Origin of the sequence: Hyphomicrobium sp., assembly GCF_019744875.1 — a bacterium.
GTDB lineage: Bacteria > Pseudomonadota > Alphaproteobacteria > Rhizobiales > Hyphomicrobiaceae > Hyphomicrobium_C.
The window spans coordinates 1,189,880-1,210,408 of the sequence record NZ_JAIETU010000002.1; the positions used below are offsets into that span (position 1 = coordinate 1,189,880).

General features: G+C 65.8%; 16 protein-coding genes. 13 read left to right on the plus strand and 3 right to left on the minus strand.

From position 1 onward, the window contains the following. The first annotated feature begins 31 nt into the window (after positions 1-31). The 3 genes from K2Y42_RS05645 to K2Y42_RS05655 all read left to right on the plus strand — a co-directional run bounded on the left by K2Y42_RS05645 (position 32) and on the right by K2Y42_RS05655 (position 3,719). Positions 32-742 carry a phosphatidylserine decarboxylase gene (locus K2Y42_RS05645; protein ID WP_291149520.1) on the plus strand — a complete coding sequence of 237 codons (711 nt, stop codon included), beginning with the start codon at positions 32-34 and terminating at the stop codon, positions 740-742. A 26-nt stretch (positions 743-768) separates the two neighbouring features. After that, positions 769-1,743, plus strand: a complete 975-nt coding sequence (locus tag K2Y42_RS05650; protein ID WP_291149523.1) for a phosphatidylcholine/phosphatidylserine synthase — start codon at positions 769-771, stop codon at positions 1,741-1,743. Positions 1,744-1,910: 167 nt separating this feature from the next. Then, positions 1,911-3,719 (plus strand): hypothetical protein, encoded by a 1,809-nt coding sequence (locus tag K2Y42_RS05655; protein WP_291149527.1) that lies wholly within the window; start codon positions 1,911-1,913, stop codon positions 3,717-3,719. Between the two features lie 17 nt (positions 3,720-3,736). Here K2Y42_RS05655 and K2Y42_RS05660 read toward each other — a convergent pair whose 3' ends face one another. Beyond that, the gene (locus K2Y42_RS05660; RefSeq protein WP_291149530.1) at positions 3,737-5,839 is read right to left on the minus strand and encodes a DUF87 domain-containing protein; all 2,103 of its coding nucleotides are present in this window, start codon (positions 5,837-5,839) and stop codon (positions 3,737-3,739) included. Between the two features lie 14 nt (positions 5,840-5,853). Continuing rightward, positions 5,854-6,696: a HAMP domain-containing sensor histidine kinase gene (locus tag K2Y42_RS05665; protein ID WP_291149533.1), complete on the minus strand. Its 843-nt coding sequence runs from the start codon at positions 6,694-6,696 to the stop codon at positions 5,854-5,856. 213 nt (positions 6,697-6,909) lie between these two features. Between K2Y42_RS05665 and K2Y42_RS05670 the strand changes: the two genes are divergently transcribed. Then, positions 6,910-8,010 carry a hypothetical protein gene (locus K2Y42_RS05670; protein WP_291149535.1) on the plus strand — a complete coding sequence of 367 codons (1,101 nt, stop codon included), beginning with the start codon at positions 6,910-6,912 and terminating at the stop codon, positions 8,008-8,010. A gap of 70 nt (positions 8,011-8,080) precedes the next feature. Here the strand turns inward: K2Y42_RS05670 and mscL are convergent, their stop codons facing one another. Beyond that, positions 8,081-8,470 carry a large-conductance mechanosensitive channel protein MscL gene (gene mscL / locus K2Y42_RS05675; RefSeq protein WP_291149537.1) on the minus strand — a complete coding sequence of 130 codons (390 nt, stop codon included), beginning with the start codon at positions 8,468-8,470 and terminating at the stop codon, positions 8,081-8,083. 190 nt (positions 8,471-8,660) lie between these two features. Between mscL and K2Y42_RS05680 the strand changes: the two genes are divergently transcribed. The 9 genes from K2Y42_RS05680 to K2Y42_RS05720 all read left to right on the plus strand — a co-directional run bounded on the left by K2Y42_RS05680 (position 8,661) and on the right by K2Y42_RS05720 (position 20,464). Then, positions 8,661-8,921, plus strand: coding sequence for a DUF4212 domain-containing protein (locus K2Y42_RS05680; protein ID WP_291149540.1), 261 nt, complete (start codon positions 8,661-8,663; stop codon positions 8,919-8,921). 73 nt (positions 8,922-8,994) lie between these two features. Continuing rightward, complete coding sequence (locus tag K2Y42_RS05685; protein WP_291149543.1) at positions 8,995-10,827, plus strand: sodium:solute symporter; 1,833 nt, start codon at positions 8,995-8,997, stop codon at positions 10,825-10,827. After that, on the plus strand, positions 10,824-11,861 hold the full coding sequence (pip, locus tag K2Y42_RS05690; RefSeq protein ID WP_291149546.1) for a prolyl aminopeptidase: 1,038 nt from the start codon (positions 10,824-10,826) through the stop codon (positions 11,859-11,861). Before K2Y42_RS05685 ends, pip begins: the two co-directional genes overlap by 4 nt. 109 nt (positions 11,862-11,970) lie before the next feature. Continuing rightward, positions 11,971-12,603 (plus strand): response regulator transcription factor, encoded by a 633-nt coding sequence (locus K2Y42_RS05695; protein ID WP_291149548.1) that lies wholly within the window; start codon positions 11,971-11,973, stop codon positions 12,601-12,603. 393 nt (positions 12,604-12,996) lie between these two features. Then, positions 12,997-14,202 (plus strand): aminotransferase class V-fold PLP-dependent enzyme, encoded by a 1,206-nt coding sequence (locus K2Y42_RS05700; protein WP_291149551.1) that lies wholly within the window; start codon positions 12,997-12,999, stop codon positions 14,200-14,202. 131 nt (positions 14,203-14,333) lie between these two features. After that, the gene (locus K2Y42_RS05705) at positions 14,334-15,290 is read left to right on the plus strand and encodes a CoA ester lyase (RefSeq protein WP_291149555.1); all 957 of its coding nucleotides are present in this window, start codon (positions 14,334-14,336) and stop codon (positions 15,288-15,290) included. A 36-nt stretch (positions 15,291-15,326) separates the two neighbouring features. After that, entirely contained in the window at positions 15,327-16,496 is a 1,170-nt protein-coding gene (locus tag K2Y42_RS05710) for a malate--CoA ligase subunit beta (RefSeq protein ID WP_291149557.1), read from the plus strand. Between the two features lie 12 nt (positions 16,497-16,508). After that, positions 16,509-17,405 carry a succinate--CoA ligase subunit alpha gene (gene sucD / locus K2Y42_RS05715; RefSeq protein WP_291149560.1) on the plus strand — a complete coding sequence of 299 codons (897 nt, stop codon included), beginning with the start codon at positions 16,509-16,511 and terminating at the stop codon, positions 17,403-17,405. Positions 17,406-17,608: 203 nt separating this feature from the next. Continuing rightward, a complete protein-coding gene (locus K2Y42_RS05720) occupies positions 17,609-20,464 on the plus strand; it encodes a phosphoenolpyruvate carboxylase (protein WP_291149562.1) in 2,856 nt (951 codons plus the stop codon). Positions 20,465-20,529 lie beyond the last annotated feature (65 nt).

Consider the following 20,529-nt stretch of genomic DNA (forward strand, 5'->3'; position numbering starts at 1 on the left):
ACCACGGCGGCACACACACCAGGAGGACGGATTGGCCGGCCATTCACTGCTTGAGACGATCACCGACAGCCTCGCACCCGTTCATCGCGACGGGCACAAATTCGTGGCCATCGGGCTCGCGGTCACGCTGCTGCTGCTCTGGCTCGTGCCGACGCTGGGGTGGATCGCGGCGATCATCACCGCCTGGGTCATCTACTTTTTCCGCGATCCCGATCGGGTGACGCCGCTGCGCGACGGACTGATCGTGGCGCCGGCCGACGGCAAGGTTTCGCTGATCGAAAAGGTGCGCCCGCCGGCCGAGCTCGAACTCGGCGACGACGAGCGGGTGCGGATCTCGATCTTCCTTTCGGTGTTCGACGTGCACATCCAGCGCTCGCCGCTGGCCGGGCGCATCATCCGCTCGCTTTACGTGCCGGGCGCGTTCCTCAACGCGGCGCTCGACAAGGCGTCGGAAGAGAACGAGCGGCGCACGATCGTCGTCGAGACGTCGGCCGGTCTCAAGGTCGCCGTGGTGCAGATCGCGGGCCTCGTGGCACGCCGGATCGTGACGTTCGCGGACGAAGGCGATAACATCGGGGTCGGCGAACGCTTCGGCCTCATCCGCTTCGGGTCGCGCGTCGATACCTACCTGCCGCCGGGCGCATTCCCCGCGGTGGCTGTCGGACAGCGCGCGATCGGCGGCGAGACCGTGCTTTCGGATCTGAGATCGACGGAGCCCGAGCGCGAAGCCCGGCAGCACTGAGCCAACAAGCCCCCCTGAGAGGCCCCATGGATCCGGTCGTACCGCAACTCGAGAAGGAAACGCGCCGGCGGCGCAGGCGGCCCATGTTCAGTCATGCGCGCATCCCCGTGCGCATGATGGTGCCGAACTTCTTCACGCTGCTCGGCCTGTGCGCAGGCCTGACGTCGATCCGCATGTCGATCGAGGGGCGTTACGACTTCGCGCTGGCGGCGATCGTGTTCGCCGCCTTGCTCGACGGGCTTGACGGGCGCATCGCGCGGCTGCTCAAGGCCTCGTCGCGGTTCGGGGCGGAGCTCGACAGCCTGGCGGATTTCGTCAACTTCGGCGTGGCGCCGGCCATCATGATCTTCACGTGGGGGCTCGGGTCGCACAAGAGCCTCGGCTGGATCGCCGTGATGCTGTTCGCGCTCGCCTCCGCACTCAGGCTCGCGCGCTTCAACGCCGTGCTCGATGACGACCGGCCGAAGTGGCAATCGGATTTCTTCATGGGCGTGCCGACGCCTGCCGCGGCAATCGTGGTGCTGCTGCCGATCTATCTCTGGCATCTCGGCATCGACCTTCGCTCCTCGCCGCTGCTGCTCAATCTCGTGCTCGCCTACACGATGGTCATCGGCGTCATGATGGTGTCGATGCTGCCGACCTATTCGGGCAAGCTGCTCGGCGAGCGCATCGAGCGCGAGTGGGTGCTGCCGATCTTCATTCTGGTGATGCTGGCGGTCGCGTGCCTGCTGACCTACCCTTATGCGACGCTGTCGATTGCGACGGTGCTCTATCTGGCCGCGATCCCGCCGACCTGGCGGCGCTACCGGCGGCTCGAGCAGATGCATGCCGCAGGCGGGCCGGCACCCGAAAGCGCCACGGCTGCGGCGATGGCCGCGGAGAGCGCTCCGGCACCCGCCTCCACGGCACCCGCCTCACCTGCCGCCCCGGACCCGAAGCCGATCTCGCCGTCCGAGACTTCCCGGGTCGTCGAAATCCGCCCTGGCGAGCACAAGCGGTAGAACAACGGCTTCGCGCCCACGCAAGCGCGCGGTGCAAGCGTTGCGCGCATGCACCGCTGAGGCTGTCCGTTGCCTGAACGCCGCCGCTTGCGCGGCGACAGCCCCATTTATTTGCCCTAAGCTCCGGCCCGCTGGGATTGCGTCACAATTCGCCGGGGGTATCGCGTATGGCCGAAGCCGCAACGAAGCCGTCAAAGATCTGGCGGCGCCGCCTCGACTACATCTTCGGCCGCAATACGCTGATCGGCGTCGCTTCGCTGATGCTGCTGTTCCTCTCCGGGTACGCGACCTGGCACGGCATGCGCGACTTCATTCTCGGCGCGTCATCGACGGCGGCGGGGCCCGCACCCGGCACGATGTCGATCCCGAACGACATCCTCGTCATCGGCGTCGTCGTCGCGCTCACCTTCCTCATGTGGCTCGCGCTGCGCGAGACATTCGGCGCGGGCCGCGACTTCGGCGACCGCATCATCATGTTCGTGCTCTACGTTTTCCTCGCGATCTGGTCGATCGGCTTCGGCTACGGGTTCTGGTGGAGCCTGATCTCGGGAGAGGAAGCGACGCGAACCGGTCTCTCTGGATTGCAGGAGGATGCGCGCGACGCGAGCGCCGTGGTGGCCGCGCGGCTCGATGCGGTGCGCTCGCAGCTCGACAACGTCGTCTCGTGGTCGGAAGGGCAGATGGCGCGCGAGGAGACGAGCGGGGGAAGCTGCGGCACGTCCTCCGGCGCGGGGCGCGGGCCGCTCTATAACGCACGGCGCGGTGTGAAGGATTCAGTGGCCACGCTGCGCGACGGCATGGTGCGAAGCTGGCTCGAACCCGTGCAGGCCGAGGTGGAGCAGTTGCGCCAGAGCGCGCAGTCGCTCGCGGGCGGCACCGTGGAGGAGCGCCAGCGCAACTTCGAAAACACCGCCTCGCAGATCAGAGGCTCGGCGCGCAACATCGCCGCGCGCTCGAACGAGCTCGGTAAGTCCACGGCGGCCGAGATGCGCGCGCTCGCCGAGACGGTCTCGGTGGCGCCGGGGCAGCCCGGCTTCTCGTGCTACGACCCCACCCTCGCCCAGAGGCTCACGCAGGCGGCGGCTCAGGCCGATCAGCCCGCCGAGGTGACGCTGCGCGACGCCGCATTCAGCGAAGGCCCGGCCGGCGTCGCCAACGCTGTAAAGAACCTCTGGAAGAACATCGGCGCCTACACGGGCAGCATGGTCACCTACATTTTCAGCGGCGGCGCCGAGCCGGCCGGGCAGACGCATTCGGGCGACCCCATCACCGGGCGCGACCTGATCGCGCTCCTGGCGTCCATCGGCATCGACTTCGGACTGCTCGTGCTCGCGATCCTCAATCCGCCTGCGAGACGCCCGGAGATGGCGGGCGACAAGCGCCGGGAAATCCAGGCGGCCATCGCCACCGCCATCGCACGGGCGCCGGACGCGGATCTCGAATGGGTGCGCCGTCATTTCATCTATCACCGCTCTGCGTCCTATCTCGTCATTCCGAACCTCTACAGCACGGACTCCGAGAAGGAGGGCGCCAAGGCGCTGGCCATGAACCAGCTCGCGGGCGTGCTGGACGACCTGGACCTCGTCGCCTGGCCAAAGCCCGGCTGGCCGAAGAATGCCAAGACGAAGCTCATCAAGAGCGAATTGCAGAAGCTCAAGGACGAGGAAGCCCAGGGCAGCGACACCGACCTCACCGACATTCGCAAGAAGTGGCTGGAGACGGCCGGGCACACGGACGGTCCGGATGCCGAAGCGCGCGACGAGCAAGTGCGAAACGCCGCGCCGCTACGCAACCACGGCCTGTTCTCGAAAGCCGAGCGCGCGTTGACGATTGCGGGGTGGAGCGAACAGGCGCGCCGCGACGTCGAAGTCTACCGTCTCGTGGACACGGAAGGGCTGACGCCCATCCTGGACGTGCTCAACGACGGCGGAACCGGGCCGGCCGCTTCTTCGGCGGACAAGAAAGACGAGGCGTAAGGCGCCGCGGCCGACGATCAGCGCGGCGCGAGCGGCTTCAGCAGGCGTTCGCGAAGCGCGAGGCGAGAGTTCGACTGGCTCGTCTCTCCAGCCGGAGGCTGGGAATACTGAGACGCCGGCTGCGGCGCGTACGGCGGCGGCTCGCTGCCCTGCTGGGCCGAGGTGGGGTCGGTCGCGCGCTGGTTGAACGGCGCGCTGCGGGGAATGTCGGACGCGCCGTAGCGGCGCGGCGGCGGCGGCTCCTCGCGCAGGAGGCTTCTCGAAGCCGACGGCAGATCCGGCATCAGCGGCGAGCGGCGGCGTTCGGTTTCATAGCCGGCCGGGGCACGATCTGCGCTCGCGCGATCCAAGAGCGGGGTGCGCTCCAGGGGCGACCTTTCGACGGCAGGACGCGGCATGCCAGCCGGTGCCGGGAAACTCACGGCGTCAGCAAACATCTGAGCCTGCACGCCGTTGTCGAGCTGGCCGCAAACGCCGGCGGCGCGCCAGCGCTCCACGACGGCATCCAGGAAGCCTTCGTCGCCGAGCGACTCCTGCCACTTCTCCGAGAAGCGGGCGGTGGTCGAGCGCGGCAGCACGTTCGTGGGCAGCTCGTCGAACTTGATGCGCACCGGGATCGACACGCCGTCGCCGAAGGCGATGGCTTCGCGCGCGCCGAGTGCGGGCAGAAACTCGATCAGCCCCGTGCCCGTGTCCGCCACGGCCGCCTGCACGATCGCCTGGTCGCGATCGTTCGACATGCGGAGCGCGAAGACGGTGTTGCACTGGGAGAGAATGGTGGGATCGATCTCGGCCGGGCGCTGCGTGACGATGCACAGAGACGCGCCATACTTGCGGCCTTCCTTGGCGATCTTGGCAATAGCGCGCTTGCACGGCTCGAAGCCCATCTGCGGGTTGAGCGGCACGTAGCGGTGGGCTTCCTCGCAAACCACGGTGACGGGCACCTTGCCTTCACCCCAGAGCGCGAAATCGAAGGCCATGCGGCAGAGCACCGACACGACCACGTTGACGACCTCGGGGGGAAGGCCGGTCAGCTCCAGAATCGTGATCGGCTTGCCGTTGACCGGCACGCGGAAGATGCGCGACAGCACCTGCGTCATGCCGTCGTAGACCGTGACGGAGCCGAACATGAAGGCGTAGCGGCCGTCCTGCGAGAAGGTCTCGATGCGCGTCTTGAGCTGGCGGTAGGGCGCGAGATCCTTGCGGTTCTCGAGCTTGCCCATGCGCTCGTCGATCAGGCTCGTCAGGTCGGAAATGCGATAGGGGACCGGCGTGTCGACCGTGAAGCGCGAGCCGTCCAGCGAGGACCGGCGGATTTTCTGCGGGTCCTGTGCACGCCCGGCGCTGTAGCGCGCCTTGGCGAGCGGGATCAGGTCCTGGAGGATTTCGATCTCGCCCTTGCGTTCGGTGTCGCCGACGAGGACCTCGACGGCTTCCTCGAAATTCAGGAGCCACAACGGCAATTGAAGCGTGCGCGGCGAGATGACCTCCGCGCGCTCGCCGAAGGCGGTCGCGTACTCGTTGTGCGGGTCGAGCAGGACGATGTGGGCGTTCGGGCTCTTTTCGAGAATGGCGCGCAGGATCAGCGCGGTCGTGCACGACTTGCCAGTGCCGGTGGTGCCGAGAATGGCGAAGTGCTTGCCCAGCAGTTCGTCGATGCGGATCATCGCCGGAATAGAGCTGTCCTGGCGGATCGAGCCGATGCGGACAGCGCCGCCGCTGTTGCCGGTGTAGGTGAGCTGCAGCTCGTATTTGGTGGCGAAGCGCACGCGATCGCCGAGCGACGGATAGTTCGACGCGCCGCGCTGGAAGTGGACCGGACGGCCGTCCTGGTCGCGCAGCAGCTCGCCGACGAGACCCAGCTCGGCGATGCGGATTTCCTGCTCTGCGCCGTGGGCGGGCACGGGCACGCTCAAGCCGGCTACGGTGGCGAGCACGGTGGAATTGCCGGTGTCGATCGCGAGCAGCATGCCCATTTCGGGGCGATCGGCCTTGTTCTTCGGATCGTTCTCGTGCGTGGCGTCGAGCAGCAGGATGGCCTTCGAACCCGTGACGGACGCAATGCGCCCGATCGATCGCGGTACGACGTGGTGCTGGGTCTCTCTCTGTCCGTTTGGCATCAGCGCTATCCGATCTAAACCGTTGCGCCGTTGCCGAACATGGCATCGCGAGCTTCGTTGAGAGACATCTGGTGGGCGGCCGGCAGCGATACCGTGACGTCCGTTCCCTTACCCTTGATGCTCGTTACCGCCAGCTCGCCGCCGTGCAGCTCGACGAGCGACTTGGCGATGGGCAAGCCAAGTCCGGCGCCTTCGCGCCAACGCGTCCTGGCGCCATCGACCTGGCCGAAGGGCTCGAGGGCTACGCGGATTTCCTCCGTCGTCATGCCGACGCCGGTATCGCTGATCGACACCACCACGCCGCCGCTGCCCTGCTCGCGCGCCTCGACCTTCACGCTGCCACCGGCGGGCGTGAACTTGAGCGCGTTCGAGATCAGGTTGCCGAAAATCTGGGCGAGCTTGGTGTCGTCGGCGCGGACGGGGGGAAGCTGGAACATCAGGCGGAGTTGAATGTCCACGGCGGCTTCAGCCGCGGCAGCCTGGGCGCGGTCGACGCAGTCGCGCAGCACGTCTCCGACATCGATTTCGAAAGCGTCGAGGGCATAGGTGCCGCTGCGCATTTTCGAGATGTCGAGAATGTCGTTGATGATCGCGAGAAGGCGATCGGCCGAGTCATGCACGAGCGTCGCGTACTGGACGATATCGGCATCCGAGAGTTTGCGTTCTCCGTGCTCTTTCAAGAGCTTGGAAAAGCCGAGCACGGTGTTGAGCGGCGTGCGCAGCTCATGGCTCATGTTGGAGATGAATTCGGATTTTACGCGGTTGGCGAGCTCGGCTTCGATGCGGGCCTGGCGCTCAGCCGTACGCGTGCGCTGACGCAGCACCGCCTCGCTGATCAAAGCCGAATACTCCTGCATGAAGAGATTCGCTTTGCTTGTGCCTAAACTGCCTGGGCGCATGCTCGTGACGCCAAAACCTTCCTTTTGCGTAAGTTACCGTAATATCGATTGGATAAGAGCTAGTTAACTGATTGGTCTTCCGGCAAGCCAGCCGGAGGCACCCGGTGGGATGTTGTTTTCCGCCGGGGGTTGGGCTTTGATGCAGCCGATTAAACTGGGGGAGGCCAGCCGATGGATCGCCGAGATTTCCTGCTCACGACGGGGGGCGCCGTTGTAGCAGCTACGTCGGCTGCGGTTCCGGACGCCGCGGCGGAAGGAACTGGGGGCGCGGCGACCCCGTCAGCCCACGGCGCATCCGTTCTCAGGCTGGGGATGGCGTTCCCTTACGCGCCGCACGGACCATCGGACACGGCCCACCGTCTGGCGCGGCAGGTCGAGACCATGACCGGCGGGCGCTTCAAAATCGAAATCGCGGCTGATTGCGGCCCGGACAGCGACGCCGACCTGTTCTTCGGCAGCGCGCACGCTTTCGCAGCCCACCACCCGGCCTTCGCTTACTTCGCCGGGCTTCCGGGCGGGTCAGGCCTCGCGCCCAGCGCCCTGGCGCAGTGGGTCGCAGTCGGCGGCGGGCAGATGCTTTGGGACGACCTTGCCGCCACCCTCGGATGGAAGCCGCTGCTGGCCGGGCATACCGGCGGAGCGCCGCTCCTCTGGTCGCGGACGCCGATCACCGGCCTCGGCAGCTTCGCCGGGCAGCGGATTGCGGCGGATGGCCTGGGTGCGGATGTCGTCCGCGCGCTCGGCGCAGAGCCGGTCGCTCTCGGGGCATCTGGCGGCGCGTCTGCGCTGACCGATAGGCTGGTGGACGCCGTGGAACATGGCGGCGCGGTCGCAAGCCTCGCGAACGGCGTCGCGCGGACTGCCTCGCATGCGACGGGATCGGCAGCCGAGGGCAGCGGTCCGGGGCTCGGGCTCAACGGCCATGGCACGGCGCTGGCGCTTCATGTCCGCCTCTCCGTCTGGTCGCAATTCAGCGAGGGCGACCGGGCCGTTCTGGCGGCCGCGGCAGCCGAGAGCTATCAATCCGACCTGGCGGAAGGCCTCGTGCACGAACGCATGGCGCGCCAGGTGCTGGAAGGATCGTTCGGGGTGCGCTTCGCCGCCTGGCCATCCGATACCGCCGACGCCATCGACCGGGTGGCGGAGGCGACCATCGCGCACGTAGCGGGAACGGACGATCGTGCCGAGCGTATCGACCGCAGCTACTTCGGATTCCGCAACATGCTGTCGGGTGTGGCGGCGGTCCAGCGCAGGACGATGCCCCTGGCCTAGTCCGCTCGGGTTCGAAGCGCTGCGACAGCCGGCCAAGCGCGGCCGGCTGCCAGCAGGCGACGTTTCCGGTCTACTTCTTCACGAGCGCGTCGCGAATTTCGCGCAGGTAAACCTCCGACTGCGGCGGGGCAGCCGGCGCTTCAGCGGCCTTCGGCTTCTGGAACTTGTTGATCGCGCGGATCAGCAGGAAAATCGCCAGCGCCGTGATCAGGAACTTGAAGACCGCGTTCATGAACAGGCCGTACCTGATCAGAACGCCGTCGCCGGTGGGGGTCGGCAGGGTGATCGCGAGGGCGCTGAAATCAATGCCCGCCAGCGCATAGCCGATCGGCGGCATGATGATGTTCTCAACCAGCGTCGTGACGATGGGCGCGAAGGCCGCGCCGATGATGACGCCCACGGCGAGGTCGATGACGTTGCCCCGCATTGCAAATTCTTTGAATTCCGACAGGATCGACATTGGTGATATCCCTAATGCAGCGCCAAGGCCGACTCGCTTGCGGCCGACGGTTCGATGCTAAGATATCTGCCTGCGGGATCAAACCCGCCAATCGGACCGGTCGGGCACCAAGGACAGGCCGTTTGCCTCAAAGCAACCACATCTCGCCCGCACGAGGTGGACCACCAGACCAGGGAGGCCTTGCCTAGCCATGATCGAACGGCGCGAACGAAAGCCCTACTGGCGGCATACCAAATGGCAGATGATCGCCAGCCTCGCGCCCTTTCTCACCGTGATCATCGTGCTGCCGCTCTATGCGGACCGGCTGAACTCCAGCAAGTTCATGGGCTTTCCGCTCGGCTACTTCCTGTGCCTGCATGGCCTGGTGCTGATCGCCGTGATCACGGTTGCGAGCTTCGTCAATCGCCAGGACGCAATCGACCACTGGCACGGCGCGCATGAGGATAGCTGAGTGATCACGGGAACGCGCTCCGAACGGCGGGCGGGCGGCCGTGCCTTCGGCTGCATGGGGGAGACCTGAGCTCATGGCGCTGTCGCACCGGACAGGCTACGTCAACCCGCGCCTCGGGAACTACTTCGGCATCTTCATCAGCGCGTTCATTGCGATCACGCTGATGACGCTCATTCTCGAGGGCCTCGGCGTCGACGACGACATGCTGCGGTACGCCATGCTGTTCGGCCCCGCCGCCCTCTACTCGATCATCGGGGGCACCGCCTCGACGCGCACGCCGATCGACTATTTCGCCTCCGGCCGCCGCGTCCCCGCCTTCTACACCGGCCTCGTCATCGCGCAGACCGCACTCGGCGCAACGGGACTGGTGGCGCTCACGGGCGTGTTCTTCATGATCGGGTTCGACGCCCTGTGCTTCGTCATCGGGGGCCTTGCGGGCTTCGTCGTGATGGCGGTTCTGCTGGCCCCGTTCATTCGCAAGTTCGGCGCGTTCACGATCCCGAGCTATCTCGGCCGGAGGCTCGACAGCACCACGCTGCGACTGGTGGCCGGGGGCATTCTGATCGTGCCGATGATGCTGGTGCTGGCGGCGGAGCTGCGCATGGGCGCGCACGCAGTGAGCTGGTTCTTCCCCGTGTCTCACACGCTGTGCGTGCTGCTGCTGGCCGGGCTCATCGTCATCTCGGTGGCAGGCGGGGGCATGCGCTCGCTGGCGTGGTCGTCGGCCGGGCAGAGCATTGCCTCGCTGCTGGCGCTGCTCGTGCCCGTCGCCATCGTGGCCGTGATCGTCACCAACCTGCCGTTGCCGCAGTTTTCGGCGGGCCCGGTGCTGCGCGCGGTGGGACGCGCGGAAGCCGCCCAGGGGCTGCCCATCATTCTGCCGCCCGCGCTCGCATTCGACATTCCCGGCGAAGGGCTCGGGCCCATCGCCAAGCGCTATTCCGATGCGTTCGGCAGCATCGGCCCCCTCGCCTTCGTCATCATGACGCTCTCGCTTCTGGCGGGCATCGCGAGTTCGCCCTGGCTTCTGCAGCGCGTGGCCAGCACGCCCGGCGTCTACGAGGCCCGCAAGTCGCTCGGCTGGGCGACGCTGCTGTTCGGCATCGCCATGCTGACGATCGCGTCGATCGCCGTGTTCATGCGCGACTACCTGACGGACATCGTGACGGCCATCGGCCCGGTACGGTTTCCGGAGTGGTTCGATCTGCTCAAGGCGCAGGGTTATGTCGCGGTTGCGGGCGACGGGCGGCCCACGCTTTCGAGTTTCAACGTCAGCCGCGACGATGTGCTGATCAGTCTGCCCATGGCCTCCGGGATGCCGGCGGTGTTCACGTATCTTGCGGCGGCAGGCGTGGTCGCGGCAGCGCTCGCGACCGGCGGGGCGGTGGCGCTGGCGCTCGGCAACATCCTCTCCGAGGACATCGTGTTCGGCCTCTCGTGGTCTCCGCCGCAACCGGGGACGCGCCTCACGGTCGCGCGGCTTGCGCTCGGCACGGCCGCGGCGCTGGCGGTGCTGCTCGCTCTGGTGACGCCGACTGATCCGCTCGAACTCATGCTGTGGGCGATCGCACTCACGGGCGCCTCGATCTTTCCCGTGCTCGTTCTCTCGATCTGGTGGAAGCGGCTCAACGTGTTCGGCGCGGTGGCCGGCATGCTCACAGGCTTCGGCGTGACGGTGCTTGCGATCATTGCGGGCGAAGCGGGGCTGACGGGCACGGACGGCGCGCTTGCGGCGGCGATCGGGCTTCCGGCGAGCGTGGTCGCAACGATCGCGGTTGCGCTGGCGACGCCGGGTCCGCAGAAGCACATCATGGAGCTGCTGCGCGACATTCGCGTTCCCGGAGGCGAAGTGCTCTACGATCGCGAGATGCGCTATGAGCGGCGCGCCAAGGCCCAGCGCTCATGACGGCCCACGGGCAGACACGCGGAGATGCGACAGCCCGCGGGGGCGCGGCGCGCCTCTCGCCGGGCCGTGATCGCGTGACGCTTTATCCCGCGCTCGAGCCCTTCAACGAAGGCTTCCTCGAAACGGGCGACGGACACACGCTCTATTTCGCGGAATGCGGCAAGCGCACCGGAGCGCCGGTGCTGATCGTGCACGGCGGCCCGGGCGGCGGCTGCAATCCGGCGATGCGGCGTTTCCACGACCCGTCGCACTACCGCATCATCCTGCTCGACCAGCGCGGATGCGGGCGCTCGCGGCCGAACGCCTCGATCGAGAACAACACGACGTGGCACCTGGTCGAGGACATCGAGCGGCTGCGCCGCCATCTCGGCATCGGGCGCTGGCAACTGTTCGGCGGATCGTGGGGGTCGACGCTGGCGCTGGCCTATGCGGAGACCTACCCCGAGCGCGTCACGGCGCTGGTGCTTCGCGGCATCTTCCTGCTCAGGCAGTTCGAGCTGGCGTGGTTCTACCAGTCGGGTTGCAGCAACCTCTTTCCGGATGCCTGGGAGGCGTTCGAGCGCATCATCCCGCCGGCCGAGCGCGGCGACATGATCGGCGCCTACTACAAGCGCCTGATCGATCCCGATCCCCGCGTCCACCTGCCGGCCGCGGAGGCCTGGAGCGTCTGGGAAGGCACGACGCTGTCGCTGATCGAGGACAAGACCCGCGTCCGGTCGTTTGCGAACCCCGCCTATGCGCTCGCCTTCGCGCGGATCGAGTGCCACTACTTCGTTAACCACGGCTTCTTTGCGGAGGACGGCGCGCTGCTCAAGCATGTGGGCGCGCTGGCCTCCATTCCGGGCATCATCGTCCACGGGCGCTACGACGTGGTAACCCCGGTCAGAAGCGCCTGGGACCTCTCGGCGCTGTGGCCATCTGCCGAGTTGCGTATCGTCCCCGACGCGGGCCATGCGATGACCGAGCCCGGTACGATCGACGAGCTGGTGCGCGCAACCGCGCATTTTCGCGACGTGGCGATCGCCGGAGCTTGACTGAGAGGGCCTGATCGGGCTGGCCACTTCGCGACCGAGGCGCGTAAAGTCGCTCTCAAGCAATGGCCTGCTACTGCTACGTCCCTGAGTTTTGAAAGCGCCGCCGCCAATGCCGTCCGAGACACATCGATCGATCGCGATCGCCGACAAGAACCCGGTCATCCGCACCGGGCTCGCTGATATCGTGGCGCGCGATGGACGCTTCGTGATGACGGCCGCGGTTTCGACGGGCGCGGCGCTGCTCGATCTCGTCGCGGCGCAAACGGTCGATATCGCGATCATCGGATGGGCGCTGCCGGACATGACGGGCGGCGACGTGCTCGCCGAATTGAAGAAGCGCAAGAGCCAGACGCGGACGATCGTCTACACCGGCGAGCCGGGCGACGAGATTGTGCGACGCACCATTCGCGCAGGCGGCTGGGGCTTCATGTCGAAATCGGATGAGCCGGAGGTTCTGCTCGAGACGATCTCGACGGTTTCACACGGGCGCGTCTCGTTTCCCTATGTCGACATGGAAGCCGACGAGAACGATCCGCTCGGCGCGCTCACGGTGCGCGAGCGCGAGTTGCTGGCGGCACTCGCGGATGGATGGTCGAACTTGCAAATCGCGGCGCGTATCGGTATTTCGCGCAACACGGTCAAGTATCATCTCAAGAATCTCTACGACAAACTCAACGTCAACAACCGCGCCATGGCGGTTGCGTTGTTCATGACGCAGACGGGCACGCGCGAACAACGCTGAGCGGCTTCGCGCAGTCTTCGCGTCGCTCATTTTCACATCGCGCATTCCAAGAGCGCTTACGCCGCAGGTGGGTAGGACGAAAACTACCCACATGGGGCATTCCCAAGGCCACCCGGACCAACGATAAACCTACTCAAGAGATTTCCGGCAACTCTCCTTGCGGGTGTTGTGCACGATGCGACGGCCGCTTACGAACTGCCTCCGAGGCAATCGTCGAGCAGCTATCAAATCGCCTCCGGGGATCACCCTAGATTTTGCGAAAACTCAACGCTGACACCGCAACGGCAACGTCCACGGTTGCGCGGATCAGCGAGCGATATGGCTGACGTTCAAATCAGTCACAACGCTAAGGTTGGGCAAAAAGACGGAAGCTTTACTCGCGAGGAGACGCACATGACCAATATGGTGAAGCCGCACCTTTTCATTCCAGGCCCGACCAACGTTCCCGATGCCGTTCGCATGGCCATGAACATTCCCATGGAAGACATGCGCAGCGCCGACTACCCGAAGCTCACGCTTCCCGTATTCGAGGACCTGAAGAAGGTCTTCAAGATGAAGGACGGCCGCGTTTTCATTTTCCCGTCGTCGGGCACCGGCGCCTGGGAATCGGCCATCACGAACACGCTCGCCGTCGGTGACAAGGTTCTGATGAGCCGCTTCGGTCAGTTCTCGCTGCTCTGGGTCGACATGGCCGAGCGTCTCGGCCTCAAGGTGGAGCTTTGCGACGAAGAGTGGGGCACGGGCGTTCCGCTCGAGAAGTATGCCGACATTCTCGCCAAGGACACCGCACACGAAATCAAGGCCGTGTTCGCCACGCACAACGAAACCGCAACGGGCGTCTCGTCCGACATCGCAGGCGTGCGCAAGGCTCTCGATGCCGCCAAGCACCCGGCGCTGCTGTTCGTCGACGGCGTGTCGTCGGTCGGCTCGCTCGACATGCGCATGGGCGAGTGGGGCGTTGACGCTTGCGTCTCCGGCTCGCAGAAGGGCTTCATGCTGCCGACGGGCCTCGGCATCCTGGCTGTGTCGCAGAAGGCGCTCGATGCGAACAAGAGCCTCAACGGCCGCATGAACCGCTGCTTCTTCTCGTGGGAAGACATGATCAAGACCAACGATCTTGGCTACTTCCCCTACACGCCGGCCACGCAGCTTATCCGCGGCCTGCGCGCTTCGCTCGACCTCATCTTCGCTGAAGGCCTCGACAACGTCATCGCGCGCCACACGCGCCTCGCCAACGGCGTGCGCGCCGCTGTCGACGCCTGGGGCCTCAAGCTCTGCGCCAAGGAGCCCAAGTGGCACTCGGACACGGTGTCGGCCATCCTGGTGCCGGAAGGCATCGATGCGGTCAACGTTCTGAAGACGGCCTACTACCGCTACAACACCTCGCTCGGAACCGGCCTCAACAAGGTCGCCGGCAAGGTGTTCCGCATCGGCCACCTCGGCGCTCTCGACGAGGGCATGATCGGCGGCGTGCTGTTCAACGTCGAAATGGCGCTCAAGGATTGCGGCGTGCCGGTCAAGTTCGGCTCGGGCACGGGTGCCGCAGCCGAGTACTTCAGCAAGACGGCAACCAAGCCCGCTCTGCAGAGCGCCGCTTGATTTCAGGGCGGCGCTCGGTTCCGGGCGTCGCCTTTTTTCCACTTTGATCCCTCCGCGTCCCGTCCTATGCCCTCGGCAACGGATTTCGCCGGACGTGTCTTCAAAAACAATCCTGATCGAGGAAATGCCAGATGAGCTACACTCTTTATCCGCTCCGTAAGCAGCGCCTGCAGCGTTCGTATCTCGCCGTTCCGGGTTCGAACCCGACGATGATCGACCGCGCCATCAAGAGTGCCGCCGACTACGTGTTCCTCGACTGTGAAGACGCCGTCGCGCCGCCCGAGAAGGAGCAGGCCCGCAAGAACATCATTCAGGCCCTCAACGATCTCGACTGGAAGGGCGCTGGCAAGAGCGTCTCCGTCCGCATCAACGGCCTCGACACGCACTACTGCTATCGCGACGTCGTCGACATCTGCGAGCAGGCCGGCGCGAAGCTCGACACGATCCTGATCCCGAAGGTCGGCGTTCCCGCCGACGTCTACGCCATCGAGAGCTTCGTCAGCCAGATCGAAGTCGCCAAGGGCCTTCCCCACCAGATCGGCACTGAAGCGCTGATCGAGACCCCGCTCGGCATGGCCAACGTCGAAGCCATCGCTTCGGCCAACAGCCGCCTCGAGTCGATGCACTTCGGCGTTGCCGACTACTCGGCCTTCAACAAGGCCCGCACCGTCGTCATCGGCGGCCTCAACCCCGACTATCCGGGCGACCAGTGGCACTTCCCGCTGTCGCGCATGACGGTCGCCTGCCGCGCATTCGGCCTGCGTCCGATCGACGGCCCGTTCGGCGGCATCGACGATCCGGAAGGCTACAAGGCCGCTGCACGCCGCGGCGCCGCGCTCGGCATGGAAGGCAAGTGGGCGATCCATCCTTCGCAGATCGAGCTCGCCAACGAGATCTACTCGCCGACCGCCAAGGAAGTGGAACGCGCCGAGCGCATTCTCGTGGCGCTCAAGGAAGCTGAAGCCCAGGGTAAGGGCGCTGCCTCGCTCGACGGCAAGATGATCGACGCTGCGTCGGAAAAGATGGCGAACAACCTGCTCGCCACGGCAGCCGCGATCAAGGCCGGCGAGGCCGCACGCGCAAAATAAGAAAAATCGAGGAAACACCCCCCAAGGAGGTCCAGAATGGACATTCACGAGTACCAAGCCAAAGAGCTTCTCGCGAAGTTCGGCGTGCCGGTCCCGCGCGGCGGTCTTGCCTACAGCCCTGAGCAGGCAGTCTACCGTGCGCACGAGATCGGCGGCACACGCTGTGTCGTCAAGGCACAGATCCACTCGGGCGCCCGCGGCAAGGCTGGCGGCATCAAGGTCTGCAAGTCGGACGACGAGATCGAGGCGGCAGCCGAAGGGCTGCTCGGCAAGAAGCTCGTCACGATCCAGACCGGCCCCTCCGGCAAGCTCGTCTCGCGCCTCTACGTCGAGGAAGCGACCGACATCGACAAGGAGATCTATCTCTCCTTCGTCATGGACCGCGCGGCCGAGAAGATCGTCGTCGTGTCGTCGGCTGCCGGCGGCATGGACATCGAGGAAATCTCGCATAGCCAGCCCGACACCATCATCAAGGTGGCTGTCGATCCGGCTGTCGGCATGCAGGGCTTCCAGGCTCGTGAAGTCGCGTTCGGCCTCGGTGTCGAGCCTGAAATCGTGGGCAAGCTCGAGCGCGTGATCCTCGGCTGCTACCGCGCGTTCCGCGATCTCGACGCATCGATGCTCGAAATCAACCCGCTCGTGATCACCAAGCAGAAGCAGGTCGTGGCGCTCGACGCCAAGATGAGCTTCGACGAAAACGCTCTGTTCCGCCGTCCGCAGATCGCTGAACTGCGCGACAAGAGCCAGGAAGACAGCCGCGAGACCTACGCCAACGATCGCGGCCTCTCCTACGTCGGCCTCGATGGCGACATCGGCTGCATCGTGAACGGCGCCGGCCTCGCCATGGCCACGCTCGACATGATCAAGCTGGCCGGCGGCGAGCCTGCGAACTTCCTCGACATCGGCGGCGGCGCTTCGCCCGAACGCGTGACGAAGTCGTTCAAGGCCGTGCTGCGCGACAAGAACGTGAAGGCCATCCTCGTCAACGTGTTCGCAGGCATCAATCGCTGCGACTGGGTTGCGAAGGGCGTGGTGGACGCGATCAAGGAACTTGAAATCAAAGTTCCGATCGTCGTGCGCCTGGCCGGCACCAACGTCGAGGAAGGCCGCAAGATCATCGATCAAAGCGGTCTCACCATGATCAGCGCCGAGACGCTGGCTGACGCTGCGAACAAGGCCGTCGCGGCCGCCAAGAACGCCGCGTAAGGAGGAGCGAACATGGCCATCTTCATCAACGAAAATACGCCGATCCTCGTGCAGGGCTTCACCGGCCGCATCGGCACGTTCCACGCGCAGGAAATGATCGACTACGGCACCAACGTGGTCGGCGGCGTCACGCCCGGCAAGGGCGGCACCTCGCATCTCGGCCGTCCGGTGTTCAACACCATGAAGGGCGCGGTCGACGAGACCAAGGCTGAAGCTTCGATCGTGTTCGTTCCGCCGCCGTTCGCGGCGGATGCGATCATGGAAGCGGCAGACGCGGGCATCAAGTACTGCGTCTGCATCACGGACGGCATCCCGACGCAGGACATGATCCGCGTGAAGCGCTACATGCGGCGCTACAAGAAAGAGAACCGCATGGTTCTCACGGGTCCGAACTGCGCTGGCACCATCTCGCCCGGCAAGGCAATGCTCGGCATCATGCCGGGACACATCTACATGCCGGGCCGCGTCGGCATCGTCGGCCGCTCGGGCACGCTCGGCTATGAGGCTGCTTCGCAGCTCATGGCGCTCGGCATCGGCGTCTCGACCTCGGTCGGCATCGGCGGCGACCCGATCAACGGCTCCTCGTTCAAGGACGTGCTCGAACACTTCGCGCAGGATCCGGACACGGACGCCGTGATGATGATCGGTGAAATCGGCGGCCCGCAGGAAGCGGAAGCCGGCGAATACATCCGCGACCACTTCAAGAAGCCGGTCGTTGCCTACATCGCAGGCCTTTCGGCACCGAAGGGCCGCCGCATGGGTCATGCCGGCGCGATCGTTTCCGCATTCGGCGAAGCCGCGGCGGAGAAGGTCGAAATCCTGGCCAACTGCGGCGTTGCGATTGCACCGACACCGTCCGAAATGGGCGCCACGGTTCAGCGCGTGCTTGCTGGACGCAAGGCGGCCTGATCGCCCGGCGGACGCGCCGACTTTCCGGCAACCGAGTTCCCATTCGGCCCGGCGCGCGTCCTCTCTCAGGTCCGAGCTGTCTCTGCTCCCGATGGCAGAGGCGGCTCGACGACCCGGCGGTCTCAGGGCCGCCGGGCCCTTCTCTGCCTTTTGGGACTCTCGTTGCGCGAGCCCCGCATCAACCGGGGCGTTGAGGAGATCAGATGTCGTCCAAGAACCAGACCTCCGGCGGAAGCAAGCTCGACGAAATGTCGCTGCGCGCCGAACTGAAAGGGCTTCGGGCCCAGATCCCCGACCAGCCGACGCTCAATCCGATTGTCTCCGTCGCGTTCAACCTTTCGCGACGTCTCGAGAACGGTGAGATCAGCATCGACGACATCTCGGAGCTGTCGACGCGCCTGATGGACAGCGCCTGCGTGCATCGCGCCGTGCTGCTCAAGGACCAGATCGGCGTCGACAACGAAGCGGCGACGCGCAAGGAATTCTCCGACTTCATCAAAACGTACTGCGCCGGCAAGGACGACCGGGCCTTCGACGCCTTCAAGTCGCGGTTCTCGCGTGCGCGCAATGGCATCGTTTTCACCGCTCATCCCACGTTCGGCATTTCGGAAGCGCTCTCCAACCGCATGGCTGAAATCGCCGTGTCCGGCAGCGCCGAAGGCCAGACGATCGGGCTTCCGCACCGGCCCGACGCGCCGCTGACGCTCGAGTACGAGCACGCGCGCGCCCAGTCCGCGGTCCGCAACCTGCGCGATGCCTACTGCGATATTCTCAGCGATTTTTTCCACACGGCGCACGAGACATTCGGCGACAAGGCGCTGTACTCTAATCCCCAGCTCGCGACGTTCGCCTCGTGGGTCGGCTACGACCTCGACGGGCGCACGGACATCAAGTGGACGTTCTCGTTCCTCCTGCGCCTTCGGGAAAAGATCGCGGCCCTTTCCGACATCCGCGAGCGCGTGCAGGCGTTGCGCCCGCAGCTCGGCGAAGAAGCGGAGATGGTCCGGCTCGTGCGCCAGATCACCGGCAAGCTCGACCTCGCTGTCGCGGCCTCCGAAAGCCATCTCAAGGCGCTGGAAGCTGTCGGCAAGAACGGCTTCACGCTTGCGCACGCGGCGAACGTCATCACGCAGGGCGACGGTCATAACCTGACCAGCACCGAGCCGCTTCTGGCGCTGCTCGAGCAGATCACGCAGGCGACCAGCTCGCTCGAGAGCAAGGTTGCCGTGGCCTCCATCGCCGGCCTGCTGCGCGCCACCGGGCTCGGCATGAGCCACATCCACGTGCGCGTCAACGCCGTGCAGATCAACAACGCGTTCCGCGCTTTCGTGCACGAGAGCTGGACGCGTGACCTGACCGAGCGGCAAGCGCTCGCGCGCATCGTCGAAATGATCCGCACGGTGAAGCCGGAGAAGGTCAACTTCGAAACGCTCGACCTCGAGAACGCGACCGCTATCCGCCAGTTCGCGCTCGTGTCGCAGATCTCGAAGCACATCGATAGCGAAACGCCGATCCGCTACCTCATCGCGGAATGCGAGACGCCGGGCACGATCCTGATCGCGCTCTACTTCGCCAAGCTGTTCGGCGTTTCCGAGATCGTCGACATCTCGCCGCTGTTCGAAACGCCGGCCGCGCTCGAAACCGGCCAGCGCCTCGTCGAGCGGCTGCTCGCCGAAGAAGCTTACCGCGACTACGTGACCAAGCGCGGGCGCCTCGCGGTGCAGACGGGCTACTCCGACGCTGGCCGCTTTATCGGCCAGATCGCGGCGGGCCTCGCGCACGAGCGCCTGCATCACGGCCTTGCCGAGGTTGTCCGCAAGTCCGGCATCAAGAACGTCGAGACGCTGATCTTCTCGACGCACGGCGAGAGCATGGGACGCGGTGCGCACCCCGGCACGCTGCGGCGGCGCCTGCGCTACGTGTTCCCGGGCGAGTCGCGCTGGCGCTTCTTCCGCGACGGACTGCCGGTGAAGCACGAGACGAGCTTCCAGGGCGGCGACGGCTATCTCTACTTCGCCAACCGCGCATTTGCACAACGCGCGCTCGCAACCATCATCATGAGCGGCAAGGATCCGGGCTCGGGAGAGGATCCGTTCTATACGGACACCAACCTCGCGCTCGACTTCCAGATCCGCCTGCGCGACTACCAGCAGGAGCTGTTCGCCCACCCCGGCTATCGCGCTCTGCTCGGTGCGTTCGGCGCCAACCTGCTGTTCAAGACCGGCTCCCGGCCCGTCAAGCGGCAGGGCGATCACCATTCCGATCGCGGCGATCCGGCTCGCATGCGCGCCATTCCGAACAACGCCATCCTGCAGCAGTTCGGCTATGTGGCGAACGTGGTGGCCGGCCTCGGCTCGGCCGTCGGCAGCGAGCGTGAGCGGTTCGTCGAAATGGCGAAGAAGTCGTCGCGACTCCGGCCGCTGATCGAGATGATCGCGCGCGGCAAGCGGCTTTCGAGCCTCAACGCTGTGGGCGTCAACGCGATCGTGTTCGATGCGGGCTTCTGGGCGCAGCGTGCTTCGTGGGCGCGCGAGGCGCATCTCGACGGCGCGTTCAAGTTCCTGGCCGAGCGCCTGCTCGACGACGACCGCGCGCAGAAGATCAACGGGCTTGCGCACTACCTGCGGCTCGACGCCATCGAGCTGCACGGCATCCTCGAAGAAATTGGTGTCGAGGGCGGCAAGATTCCGGACGATCACCGCATGGAGCTCGATCTCCTGCAGGCGATCCGCGCGGCGCTGATCATGCGCATCTTCATCCTCACGGCGCAGCTTCCCCGCTTCACGCCGACGAACGAGGTGACGCATGAGGAGATCATCGGCAAGGCGCTTTCGCTCGAGATCCCCGAAGTGGTCAGCGTGGTGCGGCAGGCGTTCCCGCGCCGTGTCGACGATCCGCACGACGACGGCCAGTTCACCGAGAAGGCCAGCTACCTGCCCAAGGGCATCGACGACTACGGCCGCATCGAAACGGAAATCCTGGAGCCGATGGAGCGCGCCTACGAGCTCGTGCGCGAAATCGGAACGGGTATCTCGCACCACTGGGGCGCCTTCGGTTGATTTTTCGCTCACGCGCTTGTCCTTGCGAAGCCACGCTTCGCGTGGACGGCGCTCCGCGGGGGCGG